Raw genomic sequence first — 15456 nt, 5'->3', positions numbered from 1 at the left:
CGAACGACAAAATGTCATCAAAGCGAGACAGGTCAATTGGTTCACCATTCGGTTGGGGGTTGTGAATCTTGTGTAAAGGATCACACTCCGGCGGGAAGCAGTTTCAAAGGTGGGGTGTCGCTCTTGCATTGGAGTTTCGATCGGCGGAGAATCCAACCGACTCCCTTGTGCAACTATCCGTCGCCCCCTTTGCTTGAGTCACGATTCAATGATTTCTCAAAACGGTTTCAAGCGTCTTTGGCTCACGATCGGTCTATCGATCGCCTTATTGGGGCCGGGGACGTTCAGCGGACCGTTGGCGAGCGTTGTCGCCGCCGACAAACCAGCCGACAAACCAAACGCGTTGACTTTTGAACTGCCCGATACAGACGGGGCCAAGGTTAATCTGTCCCAATCGTCAGCGGCACCAGTCAATGTGTTGTTTTTCGTCGGAACCGAATGCCCGTTGGTAAAAATCTATGCCAGCCGCGTTTCCAAGACGGTCAAGACGATCAACCAAAAACACCCCGAGCATGCGCCAGCAGTACGCCTGATTGGCATTTGCAGTACCGCTCAGGATTCGCTGGAAGATTTGCAATCGTTTGCCAAGGAACAACAGATCGATTTCACCCTGGTGAAAGATTTCGGCGGTGACGTCGGCAAAAATTTTGGTGCGACGCGAACATCCGAAGTCATCGTGTTGGATCAAGACCTCTCGATTCGTTATCAAGGTCGTGTGGATGACGAATACGAACCAGGTGTCTCGCGAACAAGAATCAATCGCGAAGATCTTGCCGAAGCGATCGAAGAGCTTCTCGCTGGCGAACCGATCACCGTTGCCGTGACCAAGCCGGTCGGCTGTTTGATCGGATACGCCACCGATGATCCCGTCACCACCGAATTGACGTACGCGCGTGACATCGCACCAATCTTGGACCGACAGTGCAACGAGTGTCATCGCAGCGGTGATATCGGGCCGTTTGCATTGACCGACTATGCCGAAGTCGTCGGTTGGGGGCCGATGATGGTCGAAGTCATTGAAGATCAACGGATGCCGCCATGGCACGCCGATCCGAAACACGGCGAGTTTTTGAATGCTCGTCACATGCCTGACAAAGAGAAACAGGCGGTGAAAGACTGGGTCGAAGGTGGTATGCCATTTGGCAATGTCAACGACCTGCCAAAGACGTTGGTCAATCCGCCTCGCACCATCGCTGAAGATGGCGACAAATGGCAATTCTCGCGTGATCCCGACATGGTCATCTCGATGTCTGATCAGCCATTCGTTGTGCCGGCCGATGAGTCGGTTGACTATCAATACTACGTTGTCGATCCGGGGTTCAAAGAAGACACCTGGGTCGTCGGTACAGAGGTTCGCCCCGGCAATCGCGCGGTCGTTCACCATTGCATCGTTTTCATCCGTCCTCCCGACAATGCAGATTTTCGTGGTATCGGATGGCTCGGTGCGTATGTCCCTGGACAGCGTGGCGTCGAGTTTCCACCCGGATATGCACGCCGAATTCCGGCCGGTTCCAAACTGGTTTTCCAAATGCATTACACGCCAACGGGCACCCCGCAAGAAGACATGACACAAGTTGGATTGTTGATTGGCGATAAAGACCAGCTAAGCGACGAAATCATCACGCTGACTGCGATCAATAGCGAATTCGAAATCCCGCCCCACGCCGATGGTTATCCGGTGACGGCATCGCTGCGTCGTTTGCCACGCGTCGGCCAGTTGCTTGCCGTCGCACCTCACATGCACTTGCGGGGAAAAAGCTTCCGCGTCTTTAGCGATCAAGACAGCGATTCAGATGCCAAGCCTGAACCGAATACTTTGCTGTCGGTTCCACACTACGATTTCAATTGGCAACACGTCTACGCGTTCGCAAAACCGATTCAATTGAACTCCGTCAACAAGATCTGGTTTGAAGCCGAGTTCGATAACTCGGAAAATAACCCCGCGAACCCCGATCCAGAATCACCGGTTTATTGGGGTGACCAGACGAACGAAGAAATGGCGATTGGTTTCTTTGAAGTCGCAATCCCACGCAATATCACCGACGAGATGCGAAAGCGAGCTGCCACGAGTGGACAAGCCGCACGGCAGGTCAGCGAGGAAGACAAGCGGAAGGCACATGAATTGGCCGCCCGTTACATCGAACGCTGGGACACCGACCAAAATGGCATACTGAATCGCGATGAATTGCCGCGATCGATCGCCCACTTCGGGATGGACCAGTTGGACCGCAACCACAACGGATCAATTGAACTCGACGAGATCGAGCAACTGCACCTTAGACGTTTTAAAAGTCAAACGAATTGATGACACGCCTGCTGACTCGTTGCTTTGCGACGGCCGTTGATTACCCGGTTCTGGTGTTTTTGTTTCTGCTGTCGCTGACCGCGATCGCGACGATCGGGCGGCGAGATCCGGAACTGATCACGGATTTATTCGCTCGACCCAGCGAAGTTGAATTGCCAGAGACGCTTCCACTTGCGTCAGCGGATGAAAGCGAACAAGACTCGTCCGCAAACGAAAACGGCGGGCGAGGTGGCGTTCGCGGCGGTCAATTGCAAATCAACGACAACGATATTGCGCTGATCGTTCAATGCGATAATTTCTTCTCGCCTCAAGGCAGCGAGGCGATCTTGTCGATGGTCGAACGTCTGCGTTCGTTGGAAGTGGTGTCGAGCCTGTTTTGGATGGATGACACGCCTCCGATCAACTTGTTCGCGTTGCGTGATGCCGTCATTCCCAGGCCCAGCTCTTCGGACCACCAGTTTGATCGAGCTCGCTCGCGTGCACTTTCCCATCCGTTGATCGCGGGACAATTGTTATCGAAGGACGGTCGCACACTGCTGCTCTTGATCAAACTGGATTGGTTGTTTGTCGAAGATGACAACGCGACGGTCGAGCAGATCCAAAAGGTGGCTGTCGACACCGCAGCAGAATACGCGGGTTTGGACCTCAAGATTCAAGTCGCTGGCCGTGTTCCGACGACGATGGCAATCCTGAACGCACGTGATCAGAACCAAAAACGGTTCGTCTGGATCGCCCTCGGTATGGTGACTTTGATGGCGGTCATCTTGTTTCGTGGATTTGCCAGTGTGCTGATCGTCGCGGCGCCGCCGGTCATTGGGGTGTACTGGGCACTCGGATCGCTTCCGCTTCTGGATCTGAAAGACAATCCCTTCAACGAGATCGTCACCCCGGTATTGATCGGGATGGTCGGGTTCACCGACAGCATCCACCTGTTTCTGGACATTCGGCGCCTACGCACTCAAGGCTTGTCGCCGGCTGACGCTGCTAAACGCGGCATTGAACGCGTCGGGTTGGCTTGCTTTTTGACTTCGCTGACAACCGCAATCGGACTCGGTTCGCTAGGGCTCGCGCAGAACGAAGTCGTACAAGAATTTGGAATGAGTTGTGTCGTCGGTGTCTGTTTGTCATTTTTGGCCGTGATGTTGATCATTCCGTTTGCCTGTGCGACGCGGCTGGGCAATCGAATTCAACTGACGTCCAAGGAGAATATGATCGATCGCAATCTCGCACGTATCGGTCCGGTGATCGAATGGTCGATCCGGCACTCGCGAGTGATGAGCGGGGTGGCGATTGGCGGTACGATCGCGTTGTTGTTAGTGAGTATGCAGATGCAGCCCGATCAAAAGGTCGCGATGCTTCTGCCGAATGACGCACCCGCGCTGGTTGCGATGGAAACGCTCGACAAAGCAATGGGCGGAACGGAGCCGGCAACCGTCCAAATCGATTGGTCGGAAGATGTCGCCGACGGCTCTGACGAAATTCGCGAGGTCATCGCGGCAGCACAAACGCTGCTGGATCAGGAGGAATTAATCGGTAGCCCCGTGTCGTTGCAGCGATTCATTGACGTTTTGCCGGGTGACCCGAATGCGAAAGGCAGGCTGTCGATTACCGAGCTACTGCCGCCTCCGCTGAAGCATGCTTTTTATAAACCCGACGAGCGTTCTGCTGTCGTTCGATTTAAGATTCGAGACGTTGGGATCGCGGCCTATGCACCTGTGTTCAAACGAATCGACGAAGGACTAGCGAAGATCACTGAGGAGCATCCCGGTTTCTCGCTTCAGTTGAGCGGTCGGCCGATCAGCCGTTGGAAGAATCTGTACCAAGTCGTGCTCGATCTCGTGTATAGCCTTGGTAGCGCGTCGATCATCATCTTTGTCGTACTGACGATCGCGTTCCGGTCGATTCGGCTGGGGCTGATCGCGATCGTGCCCAATACGTTTCCGCTCGCATTTACCGGCGCGTGCTTCTATTGGATGGGACAGTCGCTAGAAATCGCGGCTGTCTGTGCCTTCACTGTTTGTTTGGGAATCGCAGTGGATGATACGATTCACTTCCTATCGCGGTACCGTGAAGACGCGCGACGGATGAACGAACAAGATGCGATTCGGTCGGCATTCGTCAGCACAGGAAGCGCATTGATCATGACGACGATCATCTTGGTTTTGGGAATCTCGTCGGTGCTGATCAGCGGAATGCGAGAGCAACGAATCTTTGCGACGATCACGTGTTTAACGATCGGATCGGCACTGTTCGGAGACCTGTTGCTGCTCCCGCCATTGCTTGCCTGGTTTGGAAAAGGACAGCAAGAAATCGTAGCCGAATGCAATGACGAGGAATAATACGCCCAAGTAGCTGATCGCCATGACCGAGAGATCATGACGTCGCAGCAACGTTGCTTATCGCAGGTTTCGTTCGATCAAGTTAATGAACGATTGGGATGATTCGACAGCCCCGGCGACAGTCGTTTCTGGGAACAGGATCTTGGGGATCGTTCCACTACCAGCCCGTTGATACAACGTCACATGCTTGGCAATGTATTCTGATGGGCCAGAACTTCGCATGGTCGATTCCAGTTTGTCAGCGTCGACCATTGTTCGTGCTTTCGCGTATGCTTGGTTGTAACTTGGTTTTGATTCGAACAAGTAGCTGTGAAACGGCTCGAACTGCTCGCGATCGGTCATCCAGACTGCCACTGCCAACTTAGCGAGCTCGCAAGCTTCCGCATGACTGGAACTGGTTGATCGAACGGTCGGATTGCAATCGCGGTCAAGCGGTACCGGCAGCGAGATCACGGCCAGCCGATCGCCGAAGTGTTTGCGTGCTGCCTCGAGTGATCGGTGGGTGCGTTGGCAGTGTGGGCAGGTGTAGTCGAAGAGCTCGACGAAGACCAATTCCGCGTCTGGCTTCCCGATCAACGGCCACGATGCCGTTTCCAACTTGACGTTTTTCAGCAAGCGGACCGTGTTGCTTACCGGCGCCTTCTCTGCTTCCTCACCTTGATTCTCGGCCACCGAATCAGATTCGTCAGCGGTTTCCGATCCCACCGTGATTTCGGTGGCAAGCATCGACATCGGGTGGGCGAACGACAGCGCCAGCGCGGACCATTGCTGGGCCGTTGGGAGCTGGATTTCCAGGTTCGGTGAAGGTTCCGGTGTAACGATCGAAACGGTCGGTGCTTCGAACAACTCGGCACCGCCGGCTGGAGCTTCAAAATCGATCATGCCTTCGTCCGAGACATCATCTTGCGAATAGTCAATCACTTCATAGGTGATGGGTTCTTCGTTGGTCATTTGCAAACCGATGAAGCCGGCCATGCCGGCGACCGCCGCCGTAGCCAACCAGGGTTTCGCAAGTCCGCGCGTTGTCTGCCCGCTCATCAGGTAGGCACCCAGAACGACCAGTCCGGCGGTGTGGGCCGCCAAGCAATATGGACAGAGGTGTTGCAGCCAGAAAAACTGTAGGCCCATGAACCACAGACCGGCGGCGGCAATTGAGAACGCAACCAGGCCGATTACCGACCAACGGATCGTGTTTGAACGTTCCGTGCGAGGCTCCCAAAACAACATCGATAAGATCGTTAGATGCGACAGAATCGCTGGAATGCTCACCGGAACCGACATCACGGAGGACCATCGGCTGTGGAGGACATTCGAGCAATCAAACAGGTCGCCACCGCATCCGGCAACGCTTGTGGAGGTCAGCGACGCCCATGCGAGGTACGAGCTGGTGACAAGCGCGATCGATGATGCGACAAGCATCACCCACCAGGACGCTGATCGCTCGAAAACAACTTTTCCAGCGATTGACGAAGATTTTCCACCAACGGCACCGTAGACCGGGTCGTAGCCGGTGGCTTGGTTTCTCAATTTAGGACGGTAAATATCAGCAAGAGACATAGCACGGCGCTCGGATGGAAAGTTGTTAATCTCGGTGTTCGCCCGGTGTTTTCAGTGACTGGGCGATATAGGCATATACCATGCCAATTCCGCGATGAATCAATTTTGCGAAGCTCGGCGGGCAGTCGATCATTTTCATGACGCCTGCCGGCCGAGTGGCGATCCGTGCCTCAGTGGTTGCGGCGTCTTATTTAGGGGAGTGCGCTTCGACCGCATCGGCGACCAATTCGCCTTCCACAACGCTCGCGTCGACCATCACTAAAAAACCTTGACGCAGGTCACTTTCGTCGACGCTCTCACCGTCCAGGGTGACCGCTGCGGTTGCTGGGATTTCCGCATCCACCAGTCCGCGTCGGAAGTCTCGCACCATGATGTGGTTATCCGCGATCAACTCGATCGTGCCGCGAATGCTCTTTTGTGTTTGCAACGTTGCCGTCAGGTCCGCGACCGTGTTTTGGCGAATCGAAATGATGTCGTTGCGAAGGCTGACCAGCTCCGTTGCTTGTCGGTCCAAAGAGCTACCAGTTCGGTCGACGCGAATACGATTTTGGACCGCACGGACACCCGCGAGTTCTTCGACGACGTCTTCGATACGCATGCGATCGATGAAGCTCGGCGCATGCCCGCGAAGTTCGACACGCCCGGCAATTACCCGTGCGTGAATGTCTGGAGACATCAACTGAAAACTGCTCTGCAGCTTTTTCTTTACCGTCTGCTGGACGGCCAAGTCGGGTAGGCGAGTGCTTGCCGGTTCATCCGCAACAGCGGTGCGAGTCGCGATCGGAAGAGTCGCCATCAAAACGGCAGTTGCTGTGAAGTATTGGAACGCGCGCATTGCAATGTTCCTCCTAAGAAAAGTAGTTGAAAAGCGGCATCGCGATGCCGTTGGGAAAAGTGTCGTCGTGTTAATCGAATCACGACTTTTGCATCTCATTCCATTCCGACCAAGGGAGTTCCGTTGGTGGAGTGCAAGGTTCGTCCGATATGTCAGGATCGGGAGCCAAAACGGAAACATCGATCATGGATTCCTCGGCTAGGTCGCCCAAGAACAAATGTGATGTGCGAAACAATAGTGAGGATGATTCGTTTGGTCCCCAAGGACGGTCGTCGGTCGTCCCGACAGGTCGCCGCTCGACGTGTCGGGGCGACGACGTTTTTCCGAAGCAACGTCCTGGCAAATAGTGGTCCGGGACTCGATCCGTTTCCGGCAATGAACTTAGGTGCATAGTGATCCCCTCCGTCGACTTTCTTTGACAGAGTTCCTGAACGAGAAGCAAAGAAAAGGTTGTTGCGGTGTCATGCTCGTTGCGTGCCAAAGACTGAGGAGTTTCGGAAGTTAAAAACCGCGACATCCGATCGATTACGTCTGGCCATCGTCGTTCGGATGGCTCGCGTTCGATACGACGCCATGCTGGTCGAATTGCGGTCACGGGCTTTCATTTCGGGCAGCGACCGGCACGCCGGAGCGTCCGCTGGTGTGATTCTGCGCGAAACTCGGCCGAGTGACGGCTTTGGTATGACGGTTGCCTTTCGCAAGTAACCTTCCAACCACTACTCAGGAGAACTCCAATGCGTTTCGCATCTCTTTTCGCAGCCGCTGTCTTCGCTCTTCCCACGTTCGCTGGCGATCCGGTGGATGACCCCAAGGACACCACGATCGAAAAACTTCAAGGTCGTTGGGAAATCATCGAGGGTTGGAACCAAGGCCGATTGCTTGATAAAGCCGAACTCGAAGGTTCGTACGTGATCATTGCAACGAACCAGATCACGACTTACGACAAGGATCAAAAGCAGGCCTACCAAGCGATGTTCCGAATCGATGAGAGCGCGAAGCCGATTCGAATCACGATGACCTCGTTGCCGCCCGATAGCGAAGCGGAAGAGAACAACTCGATTAAAGAGCCAACGGAACAGCCGCCCGTTGCTGCGGGAATCCTGAAGTTCGTCGGTGATGACAAGCTGACGCTTTGCTATGCCCTGCCGGGCGGGGAAGCACCGACCAAATTTGAATCTCCGAAAGGCAGCAAGACGATGATGTTCATCATGCAGCATCGCGAAATCAAACGCGACCTCGTGAAGTCGACCGGTCCGATCGAATAGGCCGAACGTCTTGCCGTCTGGACCGCTTGTCGTCTTTCTCAAAGGGGAATTCGCGATGTCATTTGCTCTTTCGCTGCCTTCGAACTCGAATCGGGATGCTGCCACTGCTGATTCTGACAAGCCGTCCGTTGGTGGCAGCTACAAACTGCGGGTGCCGGTGTTTGCACTGATCAACCCACAATCGGGAAGCGGTTGTGGCGAAGCGGTTCAGGCACAACTACATCGGGCCGCCGAGCGTTGCGGCGTGCAGTTTGAATGCGAGCGACTTTCCGATGGGAACCGTGATCCCGTTGGGCGGGCGATCGAGCGTGGCGCAAAGACGATCCTGGTCATCGGCGGTGATGGGACCGTTTCGAAGGCGGCGAGTATCGCGGCGATGCATGATGTTGATTTCGGCATCGTGCCGACGGGGACCGCAAACTTGATTGCCAAGTCGCTCGCTATCCCCGAAGACACCTCTGCTGCGATCGATCTAATCTTCGGCGGCCATCGCGTGGAAAAAATCGATGGGATGCGACAGGGGATTCAACTCGCCTTTTCGCACGTTTCAATGGGGACGTATTCCCGGATTGCGGTCAAGGAAAACGCGGTTGCCAAGCGACGTTTCGGTAAGTTGGTCTACGTCGCACGTGCCTTGCGAGAGATCGTCGCAAATCGCGATTGGCGTTTCGATCTTGACCTTGATGGTGTTCGGCATCGCCGCCGAGCATCCTTGGTCTTAATCGCCAACGTACACCCCGTTGGAATCGCGGGGATGAGTTGGGGAGATCAAATCCGACCAAGCGACGGGCGAATCGAGGTCTGCGTCATTCGTGCGAAAGGTTTTCTTGGACACGTATCGCTGCTCTACAACGCTTTGAAAGGCAGGACAGCAGAGAGCGACCAAATCGAATATTTGACGGCGACAACGTCGATCAAAGTCTCTTCCAAGCGACCGCTTCCCGTTCGTGCGGACGGCGAAATCTTAGACCGGGCAACAATTGATATCGACGTGATTCCAGCCGTGTTGCCCGTGATTGTTCCACAACAAGTGAATTGATGAGTGATCGACGAACCGTCCTGCTAATGATGAACCGCCAAGCCGGAAGGGCTGATGCTAGTCAGCTCATCGAACGGGCCAAGGTTCGGTTCGCAGACAAAGCAATCGACCTACAAGTGTTTTCATGGGACCGAACGGAGGTCGATTTAATCCATCCAAGAATCGATCAGGCGATCAGCGAAGGCGTGTCGACAATCGTCGCTGCCGGTGGCGATGGGACCGTTTCGCGAATCGCACAGCGGCTGATTGATACCGACATAAACTTGGGGATCGTTCCGCTCGGCACCGCAAACCTGATCGCCAGAGAACTTGAACTTCCCTTGGACCTTGACGAATCGATGCGACTGATCGCCGAAGGTTCAAAGCTCCGCTCGATTGACGGAATGCGTTGTTTGGATCGCACCTTCTTTTCCCACGTCAGCATGGGGACCTATTCACGATTGGCCGAACTGGCAACGCCAGCTCAGAAAGCTCGGTATGGAAAAGCGGTTTATTTGTGGCACGGCATCCGCGAGATCGTGAAACGCCAGCAGTGGCAGTTCGACATCGAAATCGATGGTGAATCGATGCAGCGAAAGGCATCATTGGTCATCGTTGCGAATCTAGGAGCATTTGGAATCGGTGATTTAACTTGGGGACACCACATCACGATTGATGACCATTCTGTGGACGTGTGCGTGGTCAAAGCCGTCACGCCATCAGACTACGGTCGGCTGACCGTGAATTTGCTTTCCCAGCGTCTACATCGGTCAAAGTATGTTGAGTACCACACCGCGAAACGATCAGTGACCGTCAAGACAAACGCAACCTTGCCAGTACGAGGTGATGGGAATCGCACCGATGCGTCAATGATTGACTTGCAGATCTTGCCGGGGGCAATTTCGGTGTATGTTGGCTGATTGTTTTTGATCAGCGATGGAACGTTCGGACTGACGAGCAAGGATGCCTACGCAGCGTTCGTGCCACCGTGCCGAGTCGCCTTTCCCATGAAAACCGACATGACCTCCATCGTTGACGATGACGGGGTGCAGTTTTGGATAGCGATCCCAAGGCACATTGGCATAACTTTGCTTGGGGACAATCGGATCTGAATTGGCGTAAATCAGATAGGTGTCGACATCGATGTTTGAAAGAACCGGCGCGGCAGAGTTTTCTTTGTAGTACTCCTCGACCGAATCAAACCCACAATGTTTTGACGTGAATTGCTCGTCGAATTCCCAAACCGACTTTACCGATCGCACCGTTGCCCGTTCTTTCTCGCTTAAACAAGAGTTTTCACGGAGCACTTCGCGTTTCATCTTGCCAAGAAGGTAACGCTGAATCGGGCGTCGAGTCATTCGCAGTAGCTCGCGAGATGTTGCCTCAAGATTCAGCGGAGCAGAGATGGTCACCGCGGCTGAGATCGGTACATCTTTGGCCTGTTCAGCCAGGAAACGCAATAGAACGCTTCCGCCGAGTGAAAAGCCCACCAGCAAGACACCGTTTTGCAGTTCGTCGGCATACTTGGGGTCCTGCCGAACGGCTTCGAACATCGCGCTGACGTCTTCGCTTCGGCCTGGGTGGTGAATCGACTGGCAACGTTCGGCGGAGCTGCCCGCGCCACGGAAATTCAGTCGCAAGACGCGATGGCCTTCGTCCAGCAATGTTTTGGCACAAGACCGGATGTAGGAACTTTGTGAAGTGCCGCCGAGTCCGTGAAGCAGTACGACGAGCGGCCAGGGGTGACTGGGGCCTTCCGGCGGTGACATCAAGTCTGCCGTCAACACGTCGCCCGTGTCGTCAGTCGTCGGCAGTTGAAGCGACTTGGATTGGAATTTCCGCAGATCACGCTCTTGCACGCGGAACATTCGCGTGCGGCCGGTTTGCAAAAAGCCGCCGAGCCACGGCGGCTTGGGGTGAAACTCAGGAAAGATCGTCTGCCAAGTCTCTCGTGAGGAAGTCGTCATTTCGGATCAGGATGGAGCGAAAAAGGATGAGTCCACCACCTCATACAGCAAACGATGTTCCAGGCCGGAGCATCCTGATCCAAATTTGAAATCCTAACGCTATTTGACGACCAAATTGCTAAACACTGCTTCGGTGTTGACCACACGAAGACCAACCGTGCCTGACGCGAATGTCTTGTCAGTGTGACTGATTTTTGCAGCGCCATTGTGCAACACGTCGATTTGAGCACCGGTCATTTTGATGGCAAGCTGTTGCGGCTTTGTCACATCGATTTCTGTTTCGGCACGACGAAGTTCTTTCCAGCTGGATCCGTCCATCCGTCCCAAAATGACCAATTGAGTTTGGGGGATCAGCCCGGCAAAGTAGGCGCGTTGTGCGTCATAGCCGACCGAGGGTGCGGAGCAACGAAACAGGATTCCTGCGTCACGCGCGTTTTCCTTCCCCAAGAAATCGACCGCGACAGATGCTTCGAAATCATTGGGGACGGGATGATTGAGAACGACCTTTTCACCGCTTCGATAATCATTGATCGGTGCTTCGGGTACTGTCCCCAATCGAATTTTGTCACCGTCAGCGGCGAAGAACTGATGGTGTCCGAAGTACGTGTAATCATCGGTTGAAGTTGACGTCTGCGGCTGAGGATCACCTGAAGGAAGGTCTAGGATCGTTCCGGGCATCACAGGTTCGCCAAAGACCGGGAAACCCCGACGTCCGACTCGCATCGGTTGCACATAAATCACGCGTCGCCATCCCGGATTGCGATCACGTTTGGCATGAAAGACGTGCCACCATTGCTTGCCATCGAGCGATTGGACAAAGCACGAGTGCCCGACGCCATAGGTCGCCGCTGTGCTTTTAAAGATCGGTTGGGGCCGCTTCTTCCAGGACTGCGGATCCAACGGATCGTCGCCGACGAGTTCCAGCAGACCGAGTTTGTAGGTTGCTAGCCATGACGCGCCGCAAGAATACGCGATCGAAACACGCCCGTTGGACTGAAAAACTTCGGGGCCTTCGTTCAGTCCTCGCGAATCGGCGTTTTCCTCCGTTCGTTCCCAAAGGTAATCGGCGTTGTCACACAGCCGCACTCGAGGGCCCTCCAATTCGGTAGGCGACTTCATCGCTGCGATGTAAAGGTACTGTTGGTCTGTACCAGGCGCATCCCATCCTGACCAGATCGCATAACGTTTGCCTTGGTGTTCAAGGACCGTCATGTCAATCGCCCAGATGTTCGGCGAGTTGCGATCCGGGCCTTCGCCGGTCGCCATCGGGCCGAACAGTTCGTATTCGCCGATCGGGTCGTCGGTCTTTGAACGCAACACGAATGCTTTGTGGTTGTGATTGTCACCATCATCGGCAGCAAAATAGATATGCCAGTGACCATCCAAGAAGTGCAGCTCCGGTGCCCAAATCTCTTTCGAATAGGGGCCTTCGTCAGGAGCTTGCCAGACAACGTGTTTCTTGCCGAACGATGTTAGTGAGTTGCTGGTGTGAATCGCGATGCCGCGGTTCCCATCGGAAAAGCACCACAAGTACCTTGGTGCGTTGGGGTCGCGAACGACCCATGGGTCCGCTCCTTCACCAATCGGATTGGCGAACTTGTTGGGTGGTAACGCGCCAAGTGAGCTTGGGCCTTCCCATTCTGGATCACCTGCGTCTTTCGGAAGTGTTTCGTTCCACTCTATCAATTCCTTGTGCAATCCGTCGGCGATGTCTTCGTGTTCGTCGACTAAGTTTTTTGATTCGCTGATGTCAGCGTTCAGGTCGTAGAGCTGCGGATCGCTGCCGTCATAGTTGACCAAGTATTTCCAGCGGCCATCGCGGACCGCCAAGTCGGGGTTGTCTTCTCCATCGGAGCCGGCGCGATCGGGTGGACGTCGCCAGAAGATCGGCTCGTTGCGACTTGCCGCCTTTTGTCCCAGCAAGGTTGACATCAAGTTTTCGCCATCAAGCTTTTGCTCGGGCAGATCTGCGCCGGTGAATTCGTACAACGAGCGATTCACATCGAGTGCACACAGGATCGACGTTTCGTTTGTCGTGCCGGCAACACCGTCTTTCAAGAAACCGGGGCCCCAGACGATCAAAGGCGAGCGGATACCGCCTTCGTACAACCATGTCTTGGCGCCACGAAGCGGATCTGACGACCCGGCGCCATGCTCGTGGCCGTTGTCGCTCATGATCAAAATCAACGTGTTGTCACGAAGCTTTGAATCGTTGCGGACGCGATCGAACAAGCTGGCCAATTGCTGATCCATCGCATCAAGCACGGCGTAATAAAGCTCGCGTTTTCCTTCGTTCGTTTTGTCGCGCAAGACTTTGGGTGGAAAGAAGGGTGAGTGAACATCGTCCGGCCAGACGTTGACAAAAAACGGTTTGTCAGCCGCTTGTGATTCGTCGATAAACTTCAATGCGTTGTCGACAAATTCTGCGGTGATGACAGACCGATCCTTCCAAACGATTGGCCCGCGTCCAAGGTTTCCCGATCCGAGATCGTGTTTGCGAACCGGCTTGCCGTCGTACGAGTCTTTCAACGGTAAAACGCGTGGCCCAAGTCCTTCGAAATTCGTCAGGCTGCGGTCATATCCGTACTCGGTGATCAATGGTGCTTCGCCGACATCTCGCTGACCGCCCATGTGCCATTTTCCGAAGTGCCCCGTGGCATAGCCGTCTTCTTGCAATTGACGGGCAAGCATCGGCGCGTCTAAGTCCAACCACTGCGCCATCCCACGCGACTGATTCAACTCGCGATGCGCAAGGTACGAACTGATTCGATGGCGATGCGGATACTGGCCAGTGCTAAGTGCGACACGTGATGGCGAGCAGATTGGCGAGTTCACATAAAAGTTGGTGAAACGTAAGCCTTCAGCCGCCAGTTGGTCGATATTTTCGGTCGTGGTCCGTGTCCCGCCAAAGCACGACAGATCCGACCATCCCATGTCGTCGATAAAAACAGTGATGACGTTCGGTCGACTCGTTGTCGATGCGTTCGCTGCGTCACCTTGGGCGGCAACTTGCCTTCCGTTGGCCAGGGCGATGATCGAAAGACAAACCGCAATCAACTTGCTTGCAGTACGTGGGCACGGCATAGACACACTCTTCAAAACAAAGGTCGGACTTGGCCAACAGGGCACTCACCAAGTCGAAAGGGAGGAAGCGTGTAAGCATATCCCAAATCGCCAATAGGTGTATCGAAGAGGTCGTTTTCGATTCACGAAAGCGACGTGCCGTTAAGATCGTTTTCCACTCCGTGAAGACATTTTCCCCGGACGGGTTTGGCAGCGGAGTGCTGTAGGCAAGAAGGCCTAGCAAAGAGCGTGCGGATTTTCATTCCCGGTAGCTTTGGGTAATCAGATCTGACTTCTGACTCATAAAGCTACCGGTTCGTGTGATTCGTGTCCTTACAGAGATCTTGATCCACGATGATCGAGCCGCCAACGGGGGACTTGGATCAATAGGTGGCGTGATCGGTGTTGATATCGACGTCGATGCGACGATCGATTTCATCTGCGGCGTCTCTGGTGGCTCGGACCATCTCAGAGGTGTCTTCTTGAACGCTTTGGGAATCCATACGCACGGTTGGGTCACCGCCCGTATTGTCGTATTTCAACCAACCGACCAAAAACAATGCGGCAACAACGACGGCCGCGATCAGTAACCCACGCATTGGAGGGCCTCCTTTGAAGCGAAATGGGGAAACAATGGAGTGACATTTTGAGGTGTCGCGCCTCACTCGCCCGATCGTTACGAAAACGGACGCGAGACCGATCGGAAGCAAATCGTGGGCCAACATTCGGGCCTCGGATCACAACGCAGCTTCGCTCTTAAAATCGACATCTTTTGATGGCGAGAACGCTCCAGTCTGGCTGCGAATCCCCCAACCTGAGCAACCAGAGTTCGGCGTTTCGATCACCAACGCTGCCGCGAATGGATGAGGTCTAACCGACACAAGCGGAACAGGCGTGCCAAGTGACGTTTTCCCACCGGTCGGAACGCCCTCAAGGTGCTTGTTCCGTTGACGGGGGAAAGGCTTCACGCTTTAGCCTGACATAGAGTTGCGCACGTATTCTGCGCGGGCGGTACGCAAATTTTGTTTGCAACTTCGACGCCCCGCGGAGCCACCCCCCATCGTCTCCGTCTGACCGCAGGCGACCGGGGCGCCCTTCGTGACTTGC

11 protein-coding genes are annotated in these 15456 nt (G+C 54.7%); 6 read left to right on the top strand and 5 right to left on the bottom strand.

Translation table 11 applies throughout. The features are described 5' to 3' along the window. Window positions 1-208 precede the first annotated feature (208 nt). Entirely contained in the window at window positions 209-2305 is a 2097-nt protein-coding gene (locus CGZ80_RS08820) for a redoxin domain-containing protein (RefSeq protein WP_094413430.1), read from the top strand. Beyond that, a complete protein-coding gene (locus tag CGZ80_RS08815) occupies window positions 2305-4644 on the top strand; it encodes an efflux RND transporter permease subunit (protein ID WP_094413428.1) in 2340 nt (779 codons plus the stop codon). Before CGZ80_RS08820 ends, CGZ80_RS08815 begins: the two co-directional genes overlap by 1 nt. Before the next feature lie 57 nt (window positions 4645-4701). Here CGZ80_RS08815 and CGZ80_RS08810 read toward each other — a convergent pair whose 3' ends face one another. Both CGZ80_RS08810 and CGZ80_RS08805 read right to left on the bottom strand, forming a co-directional pair. Then, a complete protein-coding gene (locus tag CGZ80_RS08810) occupies window positions 4702-6201 on the bottom strand; it encodes a vitamin K epoxide reductase family protein (RefSeq protein WP_233148316.1) in 1500 nt (499 codons plus the stop codon). A 187-nt stretch (window positions 6202-6388) separates the two neighbouring features. Next, a complete protein-coding gene (locus CGZ80_RS08805; RefSeq protein WP_158222617.1) occupies window positions 6389-7036 on the bottom strand; it encodes a BON domain-containing protein in 648 nt (215 codons plus the stop codon). A gap of 474 nt (window positions 7037-7510) precedes the next feature. On the opposite strand from CGZ80_RS08805, the gene CGZ80_RS08800 reads away from it, so the two are divergent. The 4 genes from CGZ80_RS08800 to CGZ80_RS08785 are packed head-to-tail and all read left to right on the top strand — an operon-like array spanning window position 7511 to window position 10239. After that, complete coding sequence (locus CGZ80_RS08800) at window positions 7511-7741, top strand: hypothetical protein (RefSeq protein WP_094413424.1); 231 nt, start codon at window positions 7511-7513, stop codon at window positions 7739-7741. 29 nt (window positions 7742-7770) lie between these two features. Then, window positions 7771-8301, top strand: a complete 531-nt coding sequence (locus CGZ80_RS08795) for a TIGR03067 domain-containing protein (RefSeq protein WP_094413422.1) — start codon at window positions 7771-7773, stop codon at window positions 8299-8301. A 55-nt stretch (window positions 8302-8356) separates the two neighbouring features. Beyond that, on the top strand, window positions 8357-9340 hold the full coding sequence (locus CGZ80_RS08790; protein ID WP_103296395.1) for a diacylglycerol/lipid kinase family protein: 984 nt from the start codon (window positions 8357-8359) through the stop codon (window positions 9338-9340). Continuing rightward, window positions 9340-10239: a diacylglycerol/lipid kinase family protein gene (locus CGZ80_RS08785; protein ID WP_094413418.1), complete on the top strand. Its 900-nt coding sequence runs from the start codon at window positions 9340-9342 to the stop codon at window positions 10237-10239. Before CGZ80_RS08790 ends, CGZ80_RS08785 begins: the two co-directional genes overlap by 1 nt. Here the strand turns inward: CGZ80_RS08785 and CGZ80_RS08780 are convergent. From CGZ80_RS08780 to CGZ80_RS08770, 3 genes are all read right to left on the bottom strand, one after another. Beyond that, the gene (locus tag CGZ80_RS08780) at window positions 10186-11286 is read right to left on the bottom strand and encodes a YheT family hydrolase (protein ID WP_094413416.1); all 1101 of its coding nucleotides are present in this window, start codon (window positions 11284-11286) and stop codon (window positions 10186-10188) included. The genes CGZ80_RS08785 and CGZ80_RS08780 overlap by 54 nt on opposite strands. Window positions 11287-11385: 99 nt before the next feature. Continuing rightward, entirely contained in the window at window positions 11386-14370 is a 2985-nt protein-coding gene (locus tag CGZ80_RS28565) for a sulfatase-like hydrolase/transferase (RefSeq protein ID WP_233148315.1), read from the bottom strand. Window positions 14371-14732: 362 nt separating this feature from the next. Then, the gene (locus tag CGZ80_RS08770; RefSeq protein ID WP_094413414.1) at window positions 14733-14948 is read right to left on the bottom strand and encodes a hypothetical protein; all 216 of its coding nucleotides are present in this window, start codon (window positions 14946-14948) and stop codon (window positions 14733-14735) included. Window positions 14949-15456: the final 508 nt, after the last annotated feature.

The organism is Rhodopirellula sp. MGV, from assembly GCF_002251265.1.
Taxonomy (GTDB): domain Bacteria; phylum Planctomycetota; class Planctomycetia; order Pirellulales; family Pirellulaceae; genus Stieleria; species Stieleria baltica_A.
This window is presented reverse-complemented; position numbering and strand designations above follow the sequence as displayed.

Coding starts and splice junctions, on each gene's coding strand:
- CGZ80_RS08820 (WP_094413430.1), top strand. CDS start 209: ATGATTTCTCAAAACGGTTTCAAGCGTCTTTGGCTCACGATCGGTCTA.
- CGZ80_RS08815 (WP_094413428.1), top strand. CDS start 2,305: ATGACACGCCTGCTGACTCGTTGCTTTGCGACGGCCGTTGATTACCCG.
- CGZ80_RS08810 (WP_233148316.1), bottom strand. CDS start 6,201: ATGTCTCTTGCTGATATTTACCGTCCTAAATTGAGAAACCAAGCCACC.
- CGZ80_RS08805 (WP_158222617.1), bottom strand. CDS start 7,036: ATGCGCGCGTTCCAATACTTCACAGCAACTGCCGTTTTGATGGCGACT.
- CGZ80_RS08795 (WP_094413422.1), top strand. CDS start 7,771: ATGCGTTTCGCATCTCTTTTCGCAGCCGCTGTCTTCGCTCTTCCCACG.
- CGZ80_RS08790 (WP_103296395.1), top strand. CDS start 8,357: ATGTCATTTGCTCTTTCGCTGCCTTCGAACTCGAATCGGGATGCTGCC.
- CGZ80_RS08785 (WP_094413418.1), top strand. CDS start 9,340: ATGAGTGATCGACGAACCGTCCTGCTAATGATGAACCGCCAAGCCGGA.
- CGZ80_RS08780 (WP_094413416.1), bottom strand. CDS start 11,286: ATGACGACTTCCTCACGAGAGACTTGGCAGACGATCTTTCCTGAGTTT.
- CGZ80_RS28565 (WP_233148315.1), bottom strand. CDS start 14,370: ATGCCGTGCCCACGTACTGCAAGCAAGTTGATTGCGGTTTGTCTTTCG.
- CGZ80_RS08770 (WP_094413414.1), bottom strand. CDS start 14,948: ATGCGTGGGTTACTGATCGCGGCCGTCGTTGTTGCCGCATTGTTTTTG.